Annotated in this window: 22 protein-coding genes and 1 riboswitch; of the genes, 13 read left to right on the top strand and 9 right to left on the bottom strand. The window is 40.4% G+C overall.

Annotated elements, in window-relative coordinates; translation table 11 throughout:
* Positions 1-154: 154 nt before the first annotated feature.
* Entirely contained in the window at positions 155-868 is a 714-nt protein-coding gene (locus AAEZ22_RS16175) for a 1-acylglycerol-3-phosphate O-acyltransferase (RefSeq protein ID WP_011329232.1), read from the top strand.
* Positions 868-1203 (top strand): ribonuclease E inhibitor RraB, encoded by a 336-nt coding sequence (gene rraB / locus AAEZ22_RS16170; protein ID WP_011329231.1) that lies wholly within the window; start codon positions 868-870, stop codon positions 1201-1203. Before AAEZ22_RS16175 ends, rraB begins: the two co-directional genes overlap by 1 nt.
* Before the next feature lie 94 nt (positions 1204-1297).
* Here rraB and AAEZ22_RS16165 read toward each other — a convergent pair whose 3' ends face one another.
* The 4 genes from AAEZ22_RS16165 to AAEZ22_RS16150 all read right to left on the bottom strand — a co-directional run bounded on the left by AAEZ22_RS16165 (position 1298) and on the right by AAEZ22_RS16150 (position 3594).
* Positions 1298-1768, bottom strand: a complete 471-nt coding sequence (locus tag AAEZ22_RS16165) for a hypothetical protein (protein ID WP_011329230.1) — start codon at positions 1766-1768, stop codon at positions 1298-1300.
* A gap of 71 nt (positions 1769-1839) precedes the next feature.
* On the bottom strand, positions 1840-2052 hold the full coding sequence (locus AAEZ22_RS16160; RefSeq protein WP_352298036.1) for a hypothetical protein: 213 nt from the start codon (positions 2050-2052) through the stop codon (positions 1840-1842).
* A 12-nt stretch (positions 2053-2064) separates the two neighbouring features.
* The gene (locus AAEZ22_RS16155) at positions 2065-2238 is read right to left on the bottom strand and encodes a hypothetical protein (RefSeq protein ID WP_157863182.1); all 174 of its coding nucleotides are present in this window, start codon (positions 2236-2238) and stop codon (positions 2065-2067) included.
* 384 nt (positions 2239-2622) lie between these two features.
* A complete protein-coding gene (locus tag AAEZ22_RS16150) occupies positions 2623-3594 on the bottom strand; it encodes a zinc transporter ZntB (protein WP_352298033.1) in 972 nt (323 codons plus the stop codon).
* Positions 3595-3872: 278 nt separating this feature from the next.
* On the opposite strand from AAEZ22_RS16150, the gene AAEZ22_RS16145 reads away from it, so the two are divergent.
* From AAEZ22_RS16145 to AAEZ22_RS16135, 3 genes are all read left to right on the top strand, one after another.
* Positions 3873-4295, top strand: a complete 423-nt coding sequence (locus AAEZ22_RS16145) for an ATP-dependent zinc protease family protein (RefSeq protein ID WP_086995212.1) — start codon at positions 3873-3875, stop codon at positions 4293-4295.
* A gap of 64 nt (positions 4296-4359) precedes the next feature.
* Complete coding sequence (rimK, locus tag AAEZ22_RS16140) at positions 4360-5265, top strand: 30S ribosomal protein S6--L-glutamate ligase (protein ID WP_011329225.1); 906 nt, start codon at positions 4360-4362, stop codon at positions 5263-5265.
* Positions 5252-6310, top strand: coding sequence for a succinylglutamate desuccinylase/aspartoacylase family protein (locus tag AAEZ22_RS16135; RefSeq protein WP_011329224.1), 1059 nt, complete (start codon positions 5252-5254; stop codon positions 6308-6310). The genes rimK and AAEZ22_RS16135 overlap by 14 nt, the downstream gene beginning before the upstream one ends.
* Before the next feature lie 90 nt (positions 6311-6400).
* Here the strand turns inward: AAEZ22_RS16135 and AAEZ22_RS16130 are convergent, their stop codons facing one another.
* From AAEZ22_RS16130 to recQ, 4 genes are all read right to left on the bottom strand, one after another.
* Positions 6401-6970 carry a mechanosensitive ion channel domain-containing protein gene (locus AAEZ22_RS16130; protein ID WP_011329223.1) on the bottom strand — a complete coding sequence of 190 codons (570 nt, stop codon included), beginning with the start codon at positions 6968-6970 and terminating at the stop codon, positions 6401-6403.
* A gap of 65 nt (positions 6971-7035) precedes the next feature.
* On the bottom strand, positions 7036-8745 hold the full coding sequence (locus AAEZ22_RS16125) for a ShlB/FhaC/HecB family hemolysin secretion/activation protein (protein ID WP_352298030.1): 1710 nt from the start codon (positions 8743-8745) through the stop codon (positions 7036-7038).
* Between the two features lie 107 nt (positions 8746-8852).
* The gene (locus tag AAEZ22_RS16120) at positions 8853-9137 is read right to left on the bottom strand and encodes a DUF3630 family protein (RefSeq protein ID WP_011329221.1); all 285 of its coding nucleotides are present in this window, start codon (positions 9135-9137) and stop codon (positions 8853-8855) included.
* Positions 9138-9144: 7 nt separating this feature from the next.
* Complete coding sequence (gene recQ / locus AAEZ22_RS16115; RefSeq protein ID WP_011329220.1) at positions 9145-10968, bottom strand: DNA helicase RecQ; 1824 nt, start codon at positions 10966-10968, stop codon at positions 9145-9147.
* 200 nt (positions 10969-11168) lie between these two features.
* Between recQ and AAEZ22_RS16110 the strand changes: the two genes are divergently transcribed.
* Both AAEZ22_RS16110 and rarD read left to right on the top strand, forming a co-directional pair.
* The gene (locus AAEZ22_RS16110; protein ID WP_172459223.1) at positions 11169-11624 is read left to right on the top strand and encodes a thioesterase family protein; all 456 of its coding nucleotides are present in this window, start codon (positions 11169-11171) and stop codon (positions 11622-11624) included.
* 52 nt (positions 11625-11676) lie between these two features.
* On the top strand, positions 11677-12597 hold the full coding sequence (gene rarD, locus AAEZ22_RS16105) for an EamA family transporter RarD (protein WP_011329218.1): 921 nt from the start codon (positions 11677-11679) through the stop codon (positions 12595-12597).
* A gap of 106 nt (positions 12598-12703) precedes the next feature.
* Here rarD and AAEZ22_RS16100 read toward each other — a convergent pair whose 3' ends face one another.
* On the bottom strand, positions 12704-13078 hold the full coding sequence (locus AAEZ22_RS16100) for a MaoP family protein (protein WP_011329217.1): 375 nt from the start codon (positions 13076-13078) through the stop codon (positions 12704-12706).
* A 90-nt stretch (positions 13079-13168) separates the two neighbouring features.
* Here AAEZ22_RS16100 and AAEZ22_RS16095 point away from each other — a divergent pair, with 90 nt between their 5' ends.
* From AAEZ22_RS16095 to cobO, 6 genes are all read left to right on the top strand, one after another.
* A complete protein-coding gene (locus tag AAEZ22_RS16095; RefSeq protein ID WP_011329216.1) occupies positions 13169-14032 on the top strand; it encodes a LysR family transcriptional regulator in 864 nt (287 codons plus the stop codon).
* Positions 14033-14194: 162 nt separating this feature from the next.
* A complete protein-coding gene (locus tag AAEZ22_RS16090; RefSeq protein WP_352298027.1) occupies positions 14195-15133 on the top strand; it encodes a porin in 939 nt (312 codons plus the stop codon).
* 44 nt (positions 15134-15177) lie between these two features.
* A riboswitch (cobalamin riboswitch) is annotated at positions 15178-15318 on the top strand.
* A gap of 79 nt (positions 15319-15397) precedes the next feature.
* On the top strand, positions 15398-16210 hold the full coding sequence (locus AAEZ22_RS16085; protein WP_352298024.1) for an ABC transporter ATP-binding protein: 813 nt from the start codon (positions 15398-15400) through the stop codon (positions 16208-16210).
* A 1-nt stretch (position 16211) separates the two neighbouring features.
* Positions 16212-17213, top strand: a complete 1002-nt coding sequence (locus tag AAEZ22_RS16080; RefSeq protein ID WP_352298021.1) for a FecCD family ABC transporter permease — start codon at positions 16212-16214, stop codon at positions 17211-17213.
* An 8-nt stretch (positions 17214-17221) separates the two neighbouring features.
* Positions 17222-18712, top strand: a complete 1491-nt coding sequence (locus tag AAEZ22_RS16075) for a cobyric acid synthase (RefSeq protein ID WP_350594191.1) — start codon at positions 17222-17224, stop codon at positions 18710-18712.
* Positions 18696-19295, top strand: a complete 600-nt coding sequence (cobO, locus tag AAEZ22_RS16070; protein ID WP_086995231.1) for a cob(I)yrinic acid a,c-diamide adenosyltransferase — start codon at positions 18696-18698, stop codon at positions 19293-19295. The genes AAEZ22_RS16075 and cobO overlap by 17 nt, the downstream gene beginning before the upstream one ends.
* The last annotated feature ends 86 nt before the right edge of the window (positions 19296-19381 follow it).

Below are 19381 nucleotides of genomic sequence, written 5' to 3'. Positions count from 1 at the left end.
TATTAAACGGCTTGCTTATGCAGGCCATTTTTTTGTTATAAATTTAGTTTGTTATAAAATTGAGCGTACACTTGTGCGCTATTTTCTCGTGTAGATCATAAAATAACGTTATAATAGCCGCTGGCTTAACGCGATTATATTTGGAGACGCTCTGTTGCTTGCTGTTATACGTATTTTTATTATGCTGTTGTTTATATTATTAAGTTGTATTTTTGGGTTACTGTTATCAATAGTGAGGCCATTTCATCCTAATAATGTGCATATTATAGCGAGCTGGTTTGGCTCAGTAGCAAAAATGCTGGGCGTTAAAGTTGTACGAAAGTACCATCCGGATAGCGTAAATCTTGGTCCTGCGGTTTATGTGGCAAATCATCAAAATAGTTATGACTTATTTACTATTCCTGCAATGGTGCCTAAAAACTGCGTGAGCGTAGGTAAAAAAAGCTTAAAGTGGGTGCCATTTTTTGGTCAGTTGTATTGGCTTTCGGGGAATATTTTAATTGATCGTACAAACCGCTCAAAAGCTGCGGGAACTATTTCTAAAGCCGCTGAAAAAATAAAGAAAAATGGCTTATCAGTATGGATGTTTGCAGAAGGTACACGCAGTTACGGACGCGGTTTATTACCTTTAAAAACAGGCGCATTTCATACCGCTTTAAGTGCGCAAGTACCCATAGTGCCCGTATGTATGAGCACAACGCATAAAACCATTAAACTAAATCGTTGGGATAATGGTACAATTTATATTGAAATGTTAGCCCCCATATCGCTTGATAAAAACATCAGCGCGCGCGAGCACGCTAAAAGTGTGCACAGTATTATGGCTGCTAAAATAACTGAATTAGATGCTCAAGTGAGAGAAAATTAATGGAAAACTGGCGTGAAATAAGTGAAGACATCGTATCTTCATTACTCGAAGATGGTTCAGACCCTGAAATACTTTACGAAGTAGAACATCACTTTGTATGTGAAGACTTCCCTAAGTTAGAGCAGGCCGCATTAGCCGCTTTTAAATTAGGCTACGATGTGGAAGAGCCAGCAGAGCTTGAGCTTGAAGACGGTGCAAAAATTTGGAGTTTTGACATAGTTGTAGAGTCAGAGCTTGATGTTGACGTAATAATGGAAGACGTTGATAAGCTGGCAGCACTTGCTGTTGAATGCGAAGTAGAATACGACGGTTGGGGTACTTACTTTCAAGAGTAATTAGCTGACTGTTATAAAAAAGGCGAACATTGTAAAATGTTCGCCTTTTTTATATTGGTATAATCTCTACAAACTGTATTAGATCGTTAGTGAGCTATATTTTTACAGTGCTAACTTGGATGGCGGACTTTCCGATTATTCGATTCGTGTTTTTACCAGTTCGTTGATGAATAGCTATAAAGTATTCTATAGGGTACTTTATTTTAGAAAGCTGCTCTTCAGAAGGAGAGTGCGCCTTATCTAATATGGTTGGCCATACTATAGATTTTTCGCCTTTGGCTTTATTCAACTCACAAGGTGATTTTTTACCATTTGATATTGAGATTGTTGTGCCATCTAAAGCTAAAAATTGTACAGAGCAATTATATAAATTGTTCGCATCTACATATTCAGATATTTCATAATCAAAAGATATTTCTAGCTTATGCTGCCTTTCATTTAAATTATGAGTTTCGTTAATTTTAAGCTTTGATATTACAGCTTCACTAACGTCAAAGTCTGAATAATTTGTTGACGCACAGCCTGCTAAAGCTAATAAAGCAATTGAAATTCCGAGTTTTCTCATTATTTTTCCTTAAAATATAAAGCAACCAGATGTTGCAGTTTGGTGTTTTAAATATTCACGTTTAATCAGTATTAAGTTATATCAACAAGTGCCTTTAATTCTGAGTTTATTTTAACCTTAACCGGGATTTTAGTCGGGTTAGTTATGGAAGGCTTATATTGTTGTATTGGCATTTTATCTAATATTTTTTGTGTCACCCAATCATTAGGTATGGAGTCAATTAACTCTCTACTAACCAAGGTTCCGTTAGAATCAATAGTAATAAAAAAAGATGCTTTACCCATTCCTTTAGGTATCTACTTTGGACGCCCAGGTAAGAAAACTACCTTAGATGTCTTAGCGACCCAATATTGGTTCAAATCAGCTACATCAATCACTACAATATCGCTATTAAAAGTTGGCTTTTTAACCGAGCTACAACTTAATAAGGTCAAAGACGCAAAAATAAACCACAGTACTAATTTGGTCACACAATAACTCCTAAAGCGGTCACTTGCTTAAAGGCATTATAGAGAAAGACTAGGAGGCAATACTATCAGAGCTTCCTAGTTATTATTTCCTATATTAGTAACAAATAGTCAAGGGTTTTGCTAGTTTATTGTAATTAAATTGTTACTTTATCTTGGTGTGGTTTGTTTTTTGGAGAATATAGAGGGTTTTATATTTGAATTTTTTTTGCGTGTTTAGAGTAGCATCAGATTTTTATTGCATAAAAATTTGATGCTACTCACGTTAAATTACCCATCGTATTTATAAGCTGTCTTTGCTTTTATACACAGGTTAAAAGCTAATATCGCTTTGCTTGTTGCTTTACCCGCAGCGCGTTACTTTCACTGAATAATTAATTTATACTGTTACAGCCATTTTTTATTTTTAAAGTACACGCCAATACTGCCGGTAAGTACAACTAAAAACACGACGAATAAAGTGAACGCATAAGGGCTTTCTGTGCCAGGTATGCCGCCTACGTTTACGCCTAATAAGCCGGTTAAAAAGCCCAGTGGCAAAAATAATGCAGCCACCACCGACATAACATACATACGCTGATTTAGCTGCTCAGATACTTGGTTAGTGACTGTTTGTTGAATAATTTGCGCCCGCTCTATTGAGCTGTCTAATTCTTCAAGGTAACGAGTTAGTAAATTAGTGGTTTCATTAAGCTTAGCTTTATCCTCATCGAAGAGCCATGAATAGTGATGATTAACCATGCTAATAAGCGCTTCTTTTTGTGGCTTTAAATAGCGTTTTAAAGCAATAGTTTGCCGACGTAATTGCGACAAACCTTGATTATCAAACTTTTTGCTTGGCTCATCTATTTCTTCTTCAAATTCATCTAGGGTTTCATCTAAAGCATCAATAACACTTTCCATACGGGAAGTGAGTTTTTGGGTGATAGTGCAGACGAGTTCAGAAATACTGCGCGGACCGGTATTGTTACTAAATGAAGCTAAAATATCTTGAATAGATATTAAGCGACGCTTTCGGGTAGTAATAACAATATCATCGTTAATAAAAAGGCGAATTGAAACCATGTCTTCAGGGCTTTGTGCCGGATTTAAATTAATACCGCGTAAAAATAACATATGGCCGTTTGTAGCAGGGGTGATACGTGGACGAGTTTCGTCTGCAGTTAGCGACTCTAATTCGTAGTCGGTTAAAAATTCACAGCCTTTTAGCCAAGTGACAACGTCAGCTTGGCTATAATCCATGTGCACCCAAAGCTTGCCTTGCTCTGGTTGCCAATTATGTAGTTCGGCGCTGTTTTCTATAGTGCGCGCACCGCCTTGCTCATCAAGTACAAGGGCGTGAAGTAAGCCATTAATCATAATAATTTCTCATAGATGGTGTGTTTTTAATACCGTTTACTATAGTGTATTTACTTTAGTAAATTAAACTTATCTTTCTTTTTTAAGAAGTTAAATTTATTTAGCGCTTCGAACAAGGGGGTTTTTGGCCCTTAAAGTTGACTAGTTTGTTACGCTTATATTGTTAAACTAGTCGGCTATAAAGATCAATCAAATCAATTTGTCGACTTGATAAATTTATTTTGTTGGTGTTTTTTTTCCGGTAGCGTATAAGACACTTTTTTATTAAGGGCACATTTATGACAGCAAAGATTACCGTTGGTTGGCGTGAGTGGTTGAGTTTACCAGAGCTAGGCATCGAGAAAGTAAAAGCAAAAATTGATACCGGTGCCCGCACCTCATGTATTCATGCACTTAATATAGAAGAGTATGAAGTTGATGGCGAAAAGTGGGTTAAATTTATTACCCAGCCATTGCAAGAAGATGAAGAAACACAAGTTGTTTGCAATGCAAAAGTTAAAAAGAAGAAGCACGTAACCAGCTCTGGCGGGCAAAAAGAGTTACGTTACTTTATAGAAACAACATTGCATGCGGGTAAATATAGCTGGCCTATAGAAATTACCTTAACTAGCCGCGCAACAATGAAGTTTAGAATGTTACTCGGGCGTACAGCCATGGAAAATCGTATAGTCGTTGACCCGGCTTTATCTCATTTATTATAAGGATGTATTAACTTTTAGAGGGACTAAGCTTCTAAAATAATACGTACTTATTAAGGTTTAAATTATGAAAATTGGTATTTTATCTCGCAACAAAAAATTGTATTCAACGCGTCGTTTAATTGAGGCGGCTGAAGCTCGTGGTCACGAAGTTAAAGTAGTAGATGCACTGCGTTGTTATATGAATATAAACTCTGAGCTACCAGAAATTCACTATCGTGGTGAAAACTTAAAAGGCTTTGATGCAGTTATTCCGCGTATTGGCGCATCAGTTACGTTTTACGGCTGTTCGGTGCTGCGTCAATTTGAAATGATGGGCGTGTATCCAGTAAACGAGTCGGTTGCTATTTCTCGCTCTCGCGATAAGTTGCGCTCATTACAGCTTTTATCTCGTAAAGGTGTAGGTATGCCAGTGACTGGTTTTGCTAGTAAACCAGATGATGTAAAAGACTTGCTCGAAATGGTAGGCGGTGCGCCGGTAGTAATTAAACTACTAGAAGGCACGCAAGGTATTGGTGTGGTATTGGCTGAAACGCGTAAAGCGGCTGAGAGTGTTATTGAAGCATTTATGGGCTTAAAAGCTAACATTATGGTGCAAGAATACATTAAAGAAGCCGGTGGTGCTGACATCCGTTGTTTTGTTTTAGGTGACAAAGTGATTGCAGCAATGAAACGCCAAGCACAAGAAGGTGAGTTCCGCTCAAACCTTCACCGTGGTGGTAGCGCTACATTAGTGCGTATTACGCCAGAAGAACGTAAAACAGCCGTTGCAGCTGCTAAAGCGATGGGCTTAAATGTAGCCGGTGTTGATTTACTTCGCTCATCACGTGGTCCTTTAGTGATGGAAGTTAACTCATCACCAGGCCTTGAGGGCATTGAAATAGCAACAGGTAAAGATATTGCAGGCATGGTGATTGATTTCATTGAAAAAACAGCATCAAGTAAAGGAACAGCAACTCGTGGCAAAGGTTAAAATTAACCGTTCTTTTACCTTATTAGGTGAAAGTGTTGGCGTAGGCGAGCGTAAAACGCTGGCCTTAGAAGCGGCAAAACTTTATACCCACTCTCCACTTAATATTCCAATTGAAGTGGTTAATGGTGTTATGGAAGGGCCGGTACTTATGGTGTGTGCGGCTATTCATGGCGATGAGCTCAATGGCGTAGAAGTGGTGCGGCAATTACTTGCTAAAATAGATCCTAACCAGTTGCGCGGCACGCTGATTGCGGTGCCGATTGTAAATGTGTTTGGCTTTATACATAAGTCGCGCTACTTACCTGATAGACGCGATATGAACCGCAGTTTTCCGGGTTCAGAGCGTGGCTCGCTGGCTGGTCGTATGGCGTATATGTTTTTTAATCAAGTGGCAGTACATTGTACCCATATTATTGATTTACATACGGGAGCTATTCACCGCACTAACTTACCGCAAATACGCGCTAATTTAGCCGATGAAGCCACCGCACAAATGGCTAAAGCATTTGGTACACCCGCAGTGATAGATGCCTCGTTACGTAATGGCTCACTGCGCAGCGAAGCCGCTAACTTAGGGATCCCGGTTATTACTTATGAAGCCGGTGAAGCACTGCGTTTTGACCCATTTGCGATTGCTGCAGGTGTACAAGGCGTTGACTATGTTATGCGCCATTTAAAAATGATCCGTGGTAAGCGTCCTAGAAAGCTTCCTGAGCCTATTATAGCCAGCTCTACAAGTTGGGTGCGTGCTAATGTAGATGGCATTGTGCGTGCGCAGGTATCGCTTGGAGAGCGTGTTACTAAGGGGCAAGTACTTGCTTATATTAGCAGCCCACTTGGCGACTCTGAACTTGAGTTACCAGCACCACGCAGTGGAATTATTATTGGCCAGCAAACTATGCCATTAGTAAATGAGGGTGATGCGGTGTTTCATATTGCGTATTTTGCTCATGCAAATAGCTTGGTTGAACAACAGCTTGGCACTTTTATTGATGAAATAAATGATTTAGATGATGAGCTTAAAACAGCTGAGTTAAATAACTAGTTATAATAGTAAGCTACTAAATATAGATAGAATAAATTGTAAAGCCGTTTTAGTTAACCCAGTTGGGATAACAAAACGGCTTTTTTATTACTATTTATTTGGCTTTTTGGGGCCAATAATACGCCTAATTACCGGTGCTTTTGTTGGCTTAGGTTCTTTGTTTAAAACCAGTACCGGACGAGTTACAAATAAGTTATTAGGGTATATAACTCTATGCCCGTCAATGTGCTCAAGCACTACATTCATTAAGCCCATTTCTATAATGCGCCCTTCAATACTATTTGCGCCATCAACAATACGTACCCAATAGCCAACGCGGCAGTCATTTTGAATAAACATCAGTAAAAAAGCGGTGAGATTACTAAGTAATGACCAAGCGGCAAACAGTGCAACACCTAGCATAGCAAATAGCGACGAACCTAGTACTAGGAGTCCACGTAGCTCGATACCCCAAAATACCAGCACTAAACATAACATCACAAATGCGAGGATAATTTTAAGTAATAGCTCAGCACGATATTTTCGGTGTAGGTCTATTTTTCCTTTAATAGCTTTTTCGAGAAGCTTTTTAGTACCTTTTAACAGTATCGGAAAAAGTAATAACGCAATAAGGGTAACGACCAGTTTATATTGGGTGCCAAGCAGAGCTAACAATTCCAAAGTTATAGTCTCACAATAATTATATATGCCCAGTTTAACGCTTTAGGGTGCGACGAAATAGCCATTTAAAAAGAATTTTTAACATTTACCAGCCACTGTAACGAATCTACGCCATCGGCACTATCTAGCGGTGCAGCTATATCTATATGGATCATGGTGCCGGCATTTGCACGGCTTGGTGCTAAGCGCAGGCCTATACCTACATTTTTAAGAACGCGGCTATCTTCAACATTGTTTGGGGTGTTAGACCATGCTCGGCCAACATCAAGAAAAGCCGCGCCGCCTACTTTAAATAATTGCAGCAAATCATATTCCCAATAGTAGCGCTTTTCTAAACTCACTAAAAAGCTGCGATCCCCATGCTGATAATCCATAGGGTAGCCACGTAGGCCGGTTTCGCCGCCGAGTGTAAGTTGTTTATCGTTAGTGAGGTTTTTAGCGTACTGCACCCGAGCTTTTACATACCAAGACTGATCAATGCTGGTATTTAAATAATATTGTATTTGGCTGGTGGAGATCAGGTTTTCAAATTTGTCCTGCTCTTTATTCCAGTAACCATCAATGTCTGCACTAAAGCGCCATAAGGTATTATCGCCACTAAAGTGAGCTTTTTTAAAATTAAAAGAGTAAACCGCGCGGCTATCATCGTTACTAACAGATTCATCGGAGTAGCCTAGTAAGGCTTTTATGTTCCAACCTAAGTTTAAGTCCTCAGTACGATAAATACTGTCGAAATTGCGTACTTTTATAAAGTTATCTTCAAACCAGTGTCCGCTTACATAAGGGTAACTTAAGCTGCGATCGACGGCTAAGGGGGCAAAGGTAGAGTCTATTGCAGCAAAAGTATGTTGCTCATCAACGTAGCCCAGGCTGAGGCGCTGGGTCCAGTTATGGCTTAATGCTTTGGAGTGACCAACAAAAAAACTGTTGTAGTCGGTCGTTTGATCAAACTCGCTAAACTTTTCACCGCGCTGATATAGCGCTTCTTCGCGTTGCTCTGAATAGCTTAAAATACCGTAGCTAAAAGGGGTGTCTATAGCAAAAAACGGATAGGTAAGTTCTAGCAGATGGCGTTTACCATCGTTATTATCGGCGTACTCTAAACGCCCACGATAGCGGGTTGATAAAATATTAGGATCGTCGTATACAAATAAATAACCATTACGATCGCTATCTGTAGTGCGCGACAACGACAAACGCTTACCCCAGCCAAATAAGTTAGATTCGCGAAAACCAATACTCGACTTGTTTTCTCCGCCACTGCGGCTAAAGCTTATTTCTGGTAGTAGTGTCCATAAGTCACGCGTAACGACGGTAACATTAACGTTCCCTTCGCAGTTTTCGGTGGCAATGACTTGAGCATCGTATAAATAGTTTTGTTTACGCAGTAAGCGTTCTGATTCGGCGAGCTTTTTAGGATCAAAATTATCACCGCTCTCAAACAATAAAATACTTTTAATAACCTCAGGCTCGGTTTGAATATGCGCGCGGTTAGCAAAGCGAAATAGGGCGTTATTTTCGGCTTCGAGTTCAGTATTAAATACGTTAAGTTGCTGCAAAGTAATATTGGCAATTTTTGCATTACTACTTTGCTTTAACAGTGGCGTTGGTTGATCTAGTTGACGGCGTAAATTATTACTACTTGATGGCGTTGGTTGCTCGCTTGCGCAATCATTTTGCGCATGAGGGGTTTCTTGCGCAGCTAAACTGAACATAAAAAAGCTTGGAATACAGAGGCTAAAACAACAAGATGAAATCCATTTTTTAGTAATCATTCAAACCCTTTACTGCTACGTAGCAAATTACTACCGTAATATCAGCTTACATCATTGTTACTAAAATGTAAGTTAAAAGTAGAGAGCTTGAAGTTATTTAATTGCTATTAACTTAGGTAAAAAGTAAGTGCGGCTAATAAATGTTCAGCGTCATGGCCTTCGCCGTTAATCCAAATACTTTGGCTGTAGTGTTCAAAGTTTAAATTAAATGTTTGCTGCTGATAAGTGAAGCGCAGTTGATGGCGATCGGCACCAGCAGAGTACTCATTAATGGTTATTTCATCGTGGTGTAAAAACAAGCGACTCCACAGTTCAAAGTCTTCGTCGTGGGGCGGCTCTACCGGCGTAATAATAATGCATTGATGCGTGTGGTGATATTCTATTATGGTCATAATGCTCTTAGTTAGTAGCAAGGTAGTTGCGAATTGCAGTTAAAAACTCACCGCCATACTTATTTAATTTAGTAAAGCCAACACCCGACACCTTTAAGAATTCGCTGTCGTTGGTCGGCATTAGCTGCGCCATTTCTGCAAGCGTTTTGTCGTTAAATACCACGTACGGCGGTACATCGTCGGCATCGGCTAACTCTTTTCGCAGCGCCCTTAAGCGAGCAAATAGCTTTTTGTCGTAATTAAACTGAGCTAATTTATCTTGATAAACATGCTTAGCTTGCAGGCGAGGCTCTGCGAGTTGCAACGCATATTCGCTTTTTAAAATAGCGCGCGCGGCTTCGGTTAAACGCAGTGATGCACCTTGGGTTATATCTTGGCTTAATAAGCCTTGATGAATAAGTTGGCGTAAAATACTTAGCCAAAATTCACTGCTTTTGTCTTTGCCAATGCCGTAGGTGCTGAGTTGATGATGGTTATTATCGCGAATACGACTGGTGTTTGCACCGCGTAGTAACTCAACAATATATCCAAGGCCAAAGCGTTGCTCTGCTCTGTACACACACGATAGTGCCTGCTGCGCTACTAAAGTGCCATCAAAGCTTTTGGGCGGATTTAAGCAAATATCGCAGTTACCGCATGGCTCACGTTGATACTCACTAAAATAGTTAAGCAGGATTTGTCGACGGCAGGTTTGTGCTTCGGCAAAACTGGCCATGGCATTAAAGCGCTGCTCTTCGACGCGGCGACGTTGCTCGTCGTCAATATCTTCAAAAAAGCGTCTTACGCGGCCTATATCAGCCGGATCAAAATACATTATAGCCTCAGCGGCAAGGCCATCTCGCCCAGCGCGGCCAGTTTCTTGATAGTACGACTCTATGCTTTTGGGAATATCGTAATGCAATACAAAGCGCACATTGGGTTTATTTATACCCATACCAAAGGCCACTGTAGCAACCACTATTTGTATATCGTCGCGGGCAAAGCCGGTTTGCACAAATTGGCGCTGCTCGTTACTCATACCTGCATGATAGGCGGCGGCGTTAAGTCCCGCGTCGGCTAACTTTTCGGCTATGTCGTCTACGCGCTTACGGCTGGTGCAATAAATTATGCCGCTTTGGCTTTTTTGTTCTTTTAAATAGCGCAGCAGTTGCACCATAGGTTTAAATTTTTCTTCTATGGTGTAGCGAATATTAGGGCGATCAAAGCTGCCGGTATGAATATAGGGTTGTTGTAACTTTAATTGCTCAACAATATCAAAACGAGTGGCTTTATCGGCGGTTGCAGTAAGCGCCATCATAGGAACGTGAGCAAAGCGTTGTTTTAATTCGCTTAAACGAAAGTAATGGGGTCTAAAATCGTGCCCCCAATGCGATACACAATGCGCTTCGTCAATAGCAAATAAGCTGATTTTTAAATGCGATAAGCGCTCTAAAAACTCGCGCTGCAGCACTTTTTCAGGGGCAACATACAGTAGTTTAATTAATCCCTGATGGAGTTGTTGGTATACCTGCTGCTGCTCTTCGCGGGCTAAGCTATTATTTATATATGCGGCTTTAACGCCCAGCGCTTGTAGTTGAGTTACCTGATCTTGCATTAGCGATATTAGCGGAGAAATAACAATAGTTACCCCTTCAAGCACTAAAGCGGGTATTTGATAGCACACAGATTTACCGCCACCGGTTGGCAGCAATACCAACGAATCTTGGCCGTTAATGGCTGCATCAATAACCGTTTTTTGGCCGTCGCGAAATTCACTATAACCAAACACTTGTTTGAGTACAGCTTCAGGGGTGCGCACAAGTGAGCTAGAGGGTGGTGTTAATGTATTCATTGCGGGGTATTTTAGTGTTTTTTGTACAGGATGTCTTTAGCGAGTGTTGAATGTTTTTTGAATAAATTTATAACGTGTGAATTTACTCGCTCAGGGGGGGATATTAGCTGACTTTAAGCGGCTAATAAATTTAACTGTGTTGCTAGTTTTATCCTAGTTATGCTTTACTCCTCTTACCAGATATAACATAGAGAATAATAATGAATAAAGAAATGTTAATAGAGCATGTAGGCTCGCTGTTTGTAAATAATATGCCGTTTAATCAGTTTTTAAAAATATCGGTAGAATCACTTAGCCCAGAACAAGCAAAAATATCGTTTCCTTGGCAGGATATACTCATAGGTAATCCGGCACAAAAAATACTCCATGGCGGCGTTATTTCGGCAGTGCTCGATAACGTAGGTGGTATGTTAGCTGCAGCAAGTGTAATAGATAAGCTAAACGATGTTGATATTTTATCTGTGCAGCAAAAACTAGCCACCTTGGGCACTATAGATATGCGCACCGATTACCTACGCCCAGGCAAAGGCGAGAAATTTATAGCCAGTGCCACTTTAATTCGCTCGGGCAATAAAGTATGTGTTTGTAGGATGGAATTGCATAATGAGCAAGCAGTACAAATAGCATTTGGTACGGGTACGTATTTAGTTGGCTAATAAAAGTTTGCGGAGTAAACTGGCGACCTTTTGAATAACTAAGTGTTTATTTATGCCGATTGATACCGAGAAGCGCAAGGGCGCCATTTTGGCTTGCATCGCTTTTACTATATGGGGTTTAGCACCTATATACTTTAAGCAACTCCAGCATGTTACTGCATTTGAAATTTTAACGCATCGTGTTGTGTGGTCGGTGATGTTTTTAATTATTATTGTGAGTATTTTAGGCCAGTGGGATAGAATTAAACGCATAATAGTACAGCCTAAATTATTGTTAATGCTGGTTTTAACCTCGTCGATACTGGGGTTTAACTGGGGCTTGTTTATATGGGCGGTTAATAATAATCATATGCTTGATGCCAGTTTAGGTTATTACATTAATCCGTTACTAAATGTATTACTGGGAGTGTTATTTTTAGGCGAACGTTTACGTAAGTTTCAAATGGTTGCTGTTGCTTTAGCATTTACCGGTGTACTGCTGCAATTAATAAGTTTTGGCTCATTTCCTGTGGTTGCTTTTTCGTTAGCTATATCATTTGCAATATATGGTTTACTGCGTAAGAAACTGCCAGTGGAAGCATTGTCCGGTATTTCAATAGAAGCATTTATACTCTTGCCCGTAGCGCTTATTTATTGGTATTTAATGGTGCCTACAGCAACGTCAAGCTTGCCTGCTAATGACTGGCATACCAATGTGTTACTCATTAGTGCCGGGATCATTACCACCTTACCACTACTGTGCTTTACCGGCGCTGCTAAGCGTTTGCAATACACCACTTTAGGCTTTTTTCAGTACATAGGGCCAAGTTTGATGTTTATATTAGCTGTGATGCTTTACGGTGAAGTGTTTGATGCCGAGCGAGTAGTTACATTTGTTTGTATTTGGAGTGCATTGGCTATTTTTAGTTGGGACTCTTTTAGGCAATCTCGTAAACGTAAAAAAGCCGCTATTGTGGCCTCAGGCGTGGTTTAAAAGTTAGTTAACTTAAGTAAGCACGTAGCGCGATGTATTTTGTACTCGCGCTAGGCTTGGTGTATGTTTAACTATTTAAAATGTAAAAATTAAATAGTTAAAGCAATTACATACTGTCTGACTCGGCGTAATAGTCTTGGCTTATTGGTGCTGGGGTCGCTATTTTTGAGCGGCCAAATAATGTATGGAACTTTGCTTTGCTGGTTGTTAACTTTAAGTATTTAACCCAAGCGCGCTCAATTGCATTGGTTGGCTCTAAAGCACCACTAATAACAGCGACAAATTGTTGCTGATGTTCATTTTGTGGCTCTAGGGCTTTATTATGTAAGCCTTTTAAAACAACACCGTGTTGCTCTAATATACTGGCTTCTAATAAGGTAAAGTTTCCGCTGCGACCAAATCCGCGTGGGAAGTTTTGATCATCAAAAAACTGACGTTGACTAACAAATGCTTGGCGAAGTAGTGAAATATCATTGCTCATTGTTGTACCCTCATACCTTGGTAATTGCTGGAGTATGCGGCAAGTTTGCAAATATTTTAAACAAGTTATTTTTATCGTGAGGATAAAAAATTGGATATCGATTTATTAAAAACATTTGTTGAGGTAGTACGCACTCGTCACTTTGGCAAAGCGGCTGAAAACCTTTATATCACGCAGTCTGCAGTAAGCTTTAGAATTCGTCAATTAGAGCAAGGGCTTGGTGTTAATTTGTTTATTCGCCAGCGCAATAATATTCAACTAACAGCGCCAGGTGAGCGTTTATTACCCCATGCACAAATGATCATTACCGGCATGCAAAGAGCAAAAGTAGATGTGGCACTTGCCGATAATATGCATAAACAAATTTGCCTAGCGGGTACACCAAACATTTGGGATGCATTTTTACAGTTTGGTATTACTAATATTGTATCGGCAATGCCCGGTGTGTCTTTGGTGGCTGAGGTAAAAGCACAACAAGAAAGTACCCGCCTGTTATTAGAGCGCACCTTAGATTTAGCTATTTTATTTGATCCACCAAAAGTTGATGAGCTGGTGGTTGAGCGAATTTGTGAACTACCCATTATACCGGTAAGCGCGTTTGATACTGCCAGTTACGATAACTTTTTTGATAACCAGTACGTATATGTTGACTGGGGCACGACATTCTCACTGTGGCATGCTCGCCAGTTTACTGGCAAAACCCCACCCTACTTTAGAACAAGTACTGGGCGTATAGCACTTGATTTAATATTGCAATGCGGAGGGAGTGCATTTATTCCTCAAGTACTTGTTGCAGCGCATTTAGAAAAAGGCGAGTTATTTCATGTGAAAGACGTAGAAACCACCTCGCGCGATATATTTGTTGCCTATCACAGAGACAATGAGCAAAAAGAGTTAATAGAAACATTAGTAAATTTATTAACCCAAATGACCCCTAAGTTACCCGTAGAGTAAGGCCAATGGATTTGCTGTATATGTACGTTTGATTGCAACTATTATGTATTTTTATGAATTTAAAAGTGTAAAAATATGACGGCTGTAATATTTTTGTCATTTAACAGTGCCAAACTCCTGTTGCATTAAAAACGAGTCTGTTGTGATTATCGAGGAAATAACATGAAATTTGTAAAGTCGAGCTTATGTATAGCTTTATTAGGTGGTTTGTCTTTTAATGCGCTTGCTGAAGTGGATTTTTACGGTAAAGCGAACGTAACACTACAGTCGTCGGATGATGGTGAGGGGTCTTTTACCGAAATTAAAAGTAACAAATCACGTTTGGGCTTAAAAGGGTCTGAAAAAATATCTGATGGCTTAGAAGCTGTTTATAAGTTTGAATTTCAAGTTGATGTTTCTGACGCCGACTCAAAAGGTGATAATGACGACAATATCTCTGCTCGTAATCAGTATATAGGTTTAAAAGGCGCGTTTGGCCAAGTTGTTATTGGCCGTAACGATACCGCGCTTAAGCAGTCACAAGGTAAAGTTGATTTATTTAGCGACCTTGAAGGCGACATTAAAAATGCCTTTAAAGGTGAAAATAGAATGGGCAGTAGTGTTTCTTATGCCTCTAATTCTTACCAAGGTTTTAAGCTTTTGGCTACGTTTGTTGCAGAGGATAGCGATGCAGCAGGTGCTAAAAATGGCTATTCAATGGCAGTAACTTATGGTGACGCAGCCCTTAAAAAGAGCGCAATATATGCCGCTATTGCTGCCGATAGTGAAGTGAACGGCTACGATGTAGTGCGCGCATCAGTACAAGGTAAAGTAGCCGATTTTAAATTAGGCGCTATGTATCAAACGCAAGAAAAAGTTGATGGCAGTAGTGAGGCCGACGGTTATTTATTAAGTGCGGCTTACACTATGGCTAGCAATACCTTTAAATTGCAGTACCAGGCAATGAATTTTAAAGGCAGTGATGACAAAACGGCTATTTCGGCAGGTGTTGATCATCAGTTAAATAAAAACACTAAATTATTTGGTTTTTATTCTAATTTCGATATGGACAACAACGTTGACCAAGACTACTTAGGTGTAGGTATAGAATATAAATTTTAAGCAGCGCTTAGCACTGCCTTTTTAAGCCGTACTTTGTTAAGTGCGGTTTTTTTGCTTTAAATTATTTACTTAGCCGCCCATAATAGAGTATTCATTTGGAATGAGGTGCAACTCCTCAACTGTTCCCGCAACTGTAATTAGCATAACGCTTTAAGTCAGATACAAATAAACTATTTTAACGAGCGGGTTTACTCATCTTCAAATTATGTACTAGCCATAGTTAGTTGCATTGTTAGTGAGCGCATTCCTGCCTAGGGTTAACTATTGCAAACTCAAACGCCATTAAGTACACCATTGTTAAGCGTTAATCGCGTGTCGTGGAATATTGGCAGTAAAACCATCCTTAACAATATTAATTTGCAAATAAAGCAAGGTAAGTTCGTTGGCTTAATTGGCCCCAATGGCGCAGGTAAATCTAGTTTACTGCGGTGTTTGTATCGCTTTAATCAGCCCACTGCAGGGCAAATTAAATTTAATAATACCGATATTTGGCAGTTAAAAAGCCATGAATACGCAAAGCAGGTTGCGGTTGTTTTACAAGAAACCCCATCACAATTTAATTTAACTTTATTAGATGTGGTTGCACTTGGGTTAACCCCGCATAAAGCATTATTTAGCACCACCACAACAGCCGACACACAAAAAATAAACCAAGCTATAGCGCGAGTTGGCTTGCAGGATCATGCAAGCCAACGTTTTGAGTCGCTTTCGGGAGGAGAAAAACAACGTGCATTAATTGCTCGGGCTATGGTGCAGCAACCGCAACTATTAATTATGGATGAGCCAACCAGCCACTTAGATGTGAAGTATCAAATTCAGGTAATGGAGTTGGCTAAATCGCTTGGCGTTACTGTGTTTGCATCGTTTCATGATTTAAATTTAGCCGCTGCTATGTGCGATGAGCTGGTGGTTATAAATCACGGCGAAATTGTTAATACAGGCTCTCCCATCGATGTGCTCAGCGAGGACATGCTCAATGATGTATTTGGTGTATGTGCACAAGTAAGCCACCACCCGCAAATGTCTAAATTAGGTGGTGTTATTCCACATATTACTTACTTTTATGGGTATGAATAATATGCGCATGCTTAACAATCATTCAATAGCACTTTTAGTCACAGTACTAGCTGCATTATTTACGTTATTTACGGCGCTGAGTTTTGGCGCTGCCGACACATCATTAACTGATGTATTTAAAAGTATTTTCACCTCAACAGAGGGCTCCTTTAACACTCGAATTATTGTTGAATTAAGAATGCCACGCACATTACTGGCATTTTTAGCTGGCAGTGGTTTAGCCATTGCCGGGCTTATTTTGCAAACCGTGACGCGTAATCCGTTAGCAGATCCTTATTTATTTGGGATATCGTCTGGGGCGTCTTTGGGGGTTGTTATACTCATGGCGTTTGTGGGCATTAGTGCGGGCTTTGCATTATCGGCAGCGGCATTGGCTGGCAGTTTAGTGGCTATGAGTTTACTTATATTGATTGCAGGGCGGCAGCAAAGTGGGCAAGTAGAATCTATGCTGCTGGCAGGTGTGGCCTTGTCATTTTTATTTAGCGCATTTACCAGTTTATTACTTTACTGGAGCGACCCACAGGCGGTTGCGGCTATTTTATTTTGGACGCTCGGTAGTTTTGCACGGGCGCAGTGGGCAACGCTGTGGTTACCTTTTGTGGTTATTGTATTGTGTACATTTACAATGCTTAGTTTTAGGCGCCAACTTAATGCCATGCTGCTTGGCGATGAAAGTGCTATAACACTGGGTGTGCGGGTACATCGCTTTAGAATATTAATGTTGGTTTTAAGTTCGCTGATAACGGCAGTGTTAGTAGCTATGTGCGGCGGAATTGGCTTTGTAGGATTAATGGTGCCGCATATTGTGCGCTTTTTTATCTCCCAAGGTAGCTTGTCAGGCTTACTGGTAACGAGTTTGGTGGGTGGTACTTTTATGGTTTGGGTTGATGTGCTAGCGCGCACGTTATTAACGAATCAAGAGTTACCGGTTGGGGTTATTACTGCAGCTATTGGTAGCGTGTTCTTTTTAAGCTTATTGTATTTTCGTAAGCGCCAGGTGTAGGGCTATAAATGAAAACGTTAATGGTGCAAGGCACTACATCCGATGCGGGTAAAAGTACACTGGTTGCGGCGCTGTGTAGAGTATTTGCTAATAGAGGGTTAAATGTAGCGCCATTTAAGCCACAAAATATGGCATTAAATAGTGCAGTTACAGATGATGGTGGTGAAATAGGTCGAGCTCAAGCACTGCAAGCTATAGCGGCAAAGGTGGCACCTGAAATTGACTTTAACCCCGTATTACTTAAGCCTAATAGCGATACTGGCGCGCAGGTTATTATTCATGGTAAAGCCATAAGTAATATGGAAGCTGGCGCGTATCACGATTATAAAAAAGTAGCTATGGATGCAGTAATTACGTCGCATAACCGTTTAGCAAAACGTTTTGATTTACTGCTGGTGGAAGGGGCAGGCAGCCCAGCCGAAATAAACCTCAGAGCCAACGACATTGCTAATATGGGCTACGCCGAAGCCGTTGACTGCCCCGTAATTATAATTGCCGATATAGATAAAGGCGGTGTGTTTGCTCATTTAGTGGGTACTTTGGCATTATTGAGTGAGTCGGAGCAAGCGCGGGTAAAAGGCTTTATAATAAATCGTTTTAGAGGCGATATAAGCTTGTTACAAAGTGGGCTTGATTGGCTGGAAAAATACACAGGTAAACCGGTGTTAGGCGTATTGCCGTATTTACACGACCTAGCATTAGACGCTGAAGATGCAATTGCTATAGATAATACGCTAACTAATGTCAGCGTTAATATTGCGGTGCTGCTTGTGCCGCACATTAGTAACCATACTGACTTTGATGCACTGCGCTTACATCCCAATATAAATATTAATTATGTAGCGCATACACAAGCGATCCCCGATGTTGATTTGATCATTTTACCGGGGAGTAAAAACGTATTGAGTGATTTAGCCTTTTTAAAAAATGAAGGCTGGGATACACAAATAAAGCGCCATTTACGTTATGGTGGTAAAGTGCTTGGTATTTGTGGTGGTATGCAAATGCTTGGCAATAGTATTAATGATCCCCTAGGTGTTGAGTCATCATTACAGCATATGCCGGGGCTAGCGTTAAGTGATTTTACCAGCACACTTACAGCACAAAAAATATTGAGTAATGTAACCGCGACTATGCAATTAAATAACCAGCAAACACTTTGTAGTGGCTACGAAATTCATGCAGGCATTAGCCAAGGTGAAGCACTTAATAAACCATTTTTAAGCTTTAATGAACACCCAAATGGCTTTACAGCCGATGGGTTTATTAGTGATGATAACGCCATAGCGGGTACTTATTTACATGGCTTATTTGATCAAGCGAGTGCCACATTGCAAATATTAAAGTGGCTCAAAGCCGATACAGTTATTAATCCGGTTAATATTAACCAGCACCGTGAGCAGCAACTAGAGCGTTTAGCTGCCATGTGTGAAACGCATTTAAATATTGCACACATTATTAAAATTTATGAAGGGCATAATCATGAGCGAACAAAGTAAAGATAAACATCAGCAACGCCAACAAAAATTAAAAGATCAAGTTGATGCACGAATAGCTGCAGCGCAACAAGAAAAAGGTATTTTTCAGGTTATAACCGGTAATGGCAAAGGTAAATCGACCTCGGGCTTTGGTGTGGTAGCACGTTGTGTTGGTCATGGAAAAAAAGCCGCTGTGTGCCAGTACATAAAAGGCACTTGGGAATGTGGAGAGCGTAACTTGTTACAGAGTGCGGGTGTAGAGTTTGTTGTAATGGGCACAGGCTTTACATGGAATACCCAAGACAAAGAGAGCGATACCGCAGCCGCGCAAGCTGCTTGGCAAGAGTCAAAGCGACTGCTTAGTGACGCAAGCCTAGATGTAGTGCTGCTCGATGAGCTAACCTACATGGTAACCTATGGGTATATTGATGTAGATGAAGTGCTAGAGGCGATTAGCAACAGACCGCCAATGCAGTCGGTTATTATTACCGGCCGTGCAGCCCATCGTAAATTAATAGAACTGGCTGATACAGTAAGCGAAGTGCGTAATGTAAAACATGCATTTGATGCAGGTGTTAAGGCTCTGCAAGGTTTTGATTACTAATGTTTAAACAGCTTATAGTTACTCCGTTCCATTAATTAATGTATTTACCTATCTCATTAATACATGGAATATGCTTCTGTTGATCA

Source organism: Pseudoalteromonas sp. 20-MNA-CIBAN-0454 (assembly GCF_040308685.1).
In the GTDB taxonomy this organism is placed as follows: Bacteria; Pseudomonadota; Gammaproteobacteria; order Enterobacterales; family Alteromonadaceae; genus Pseudoalteromonas; species Pseudoalteromonas nigrifaciens.
This window is presented reverse-complemented; position numbering and strand designations above follow the sequence as displayed.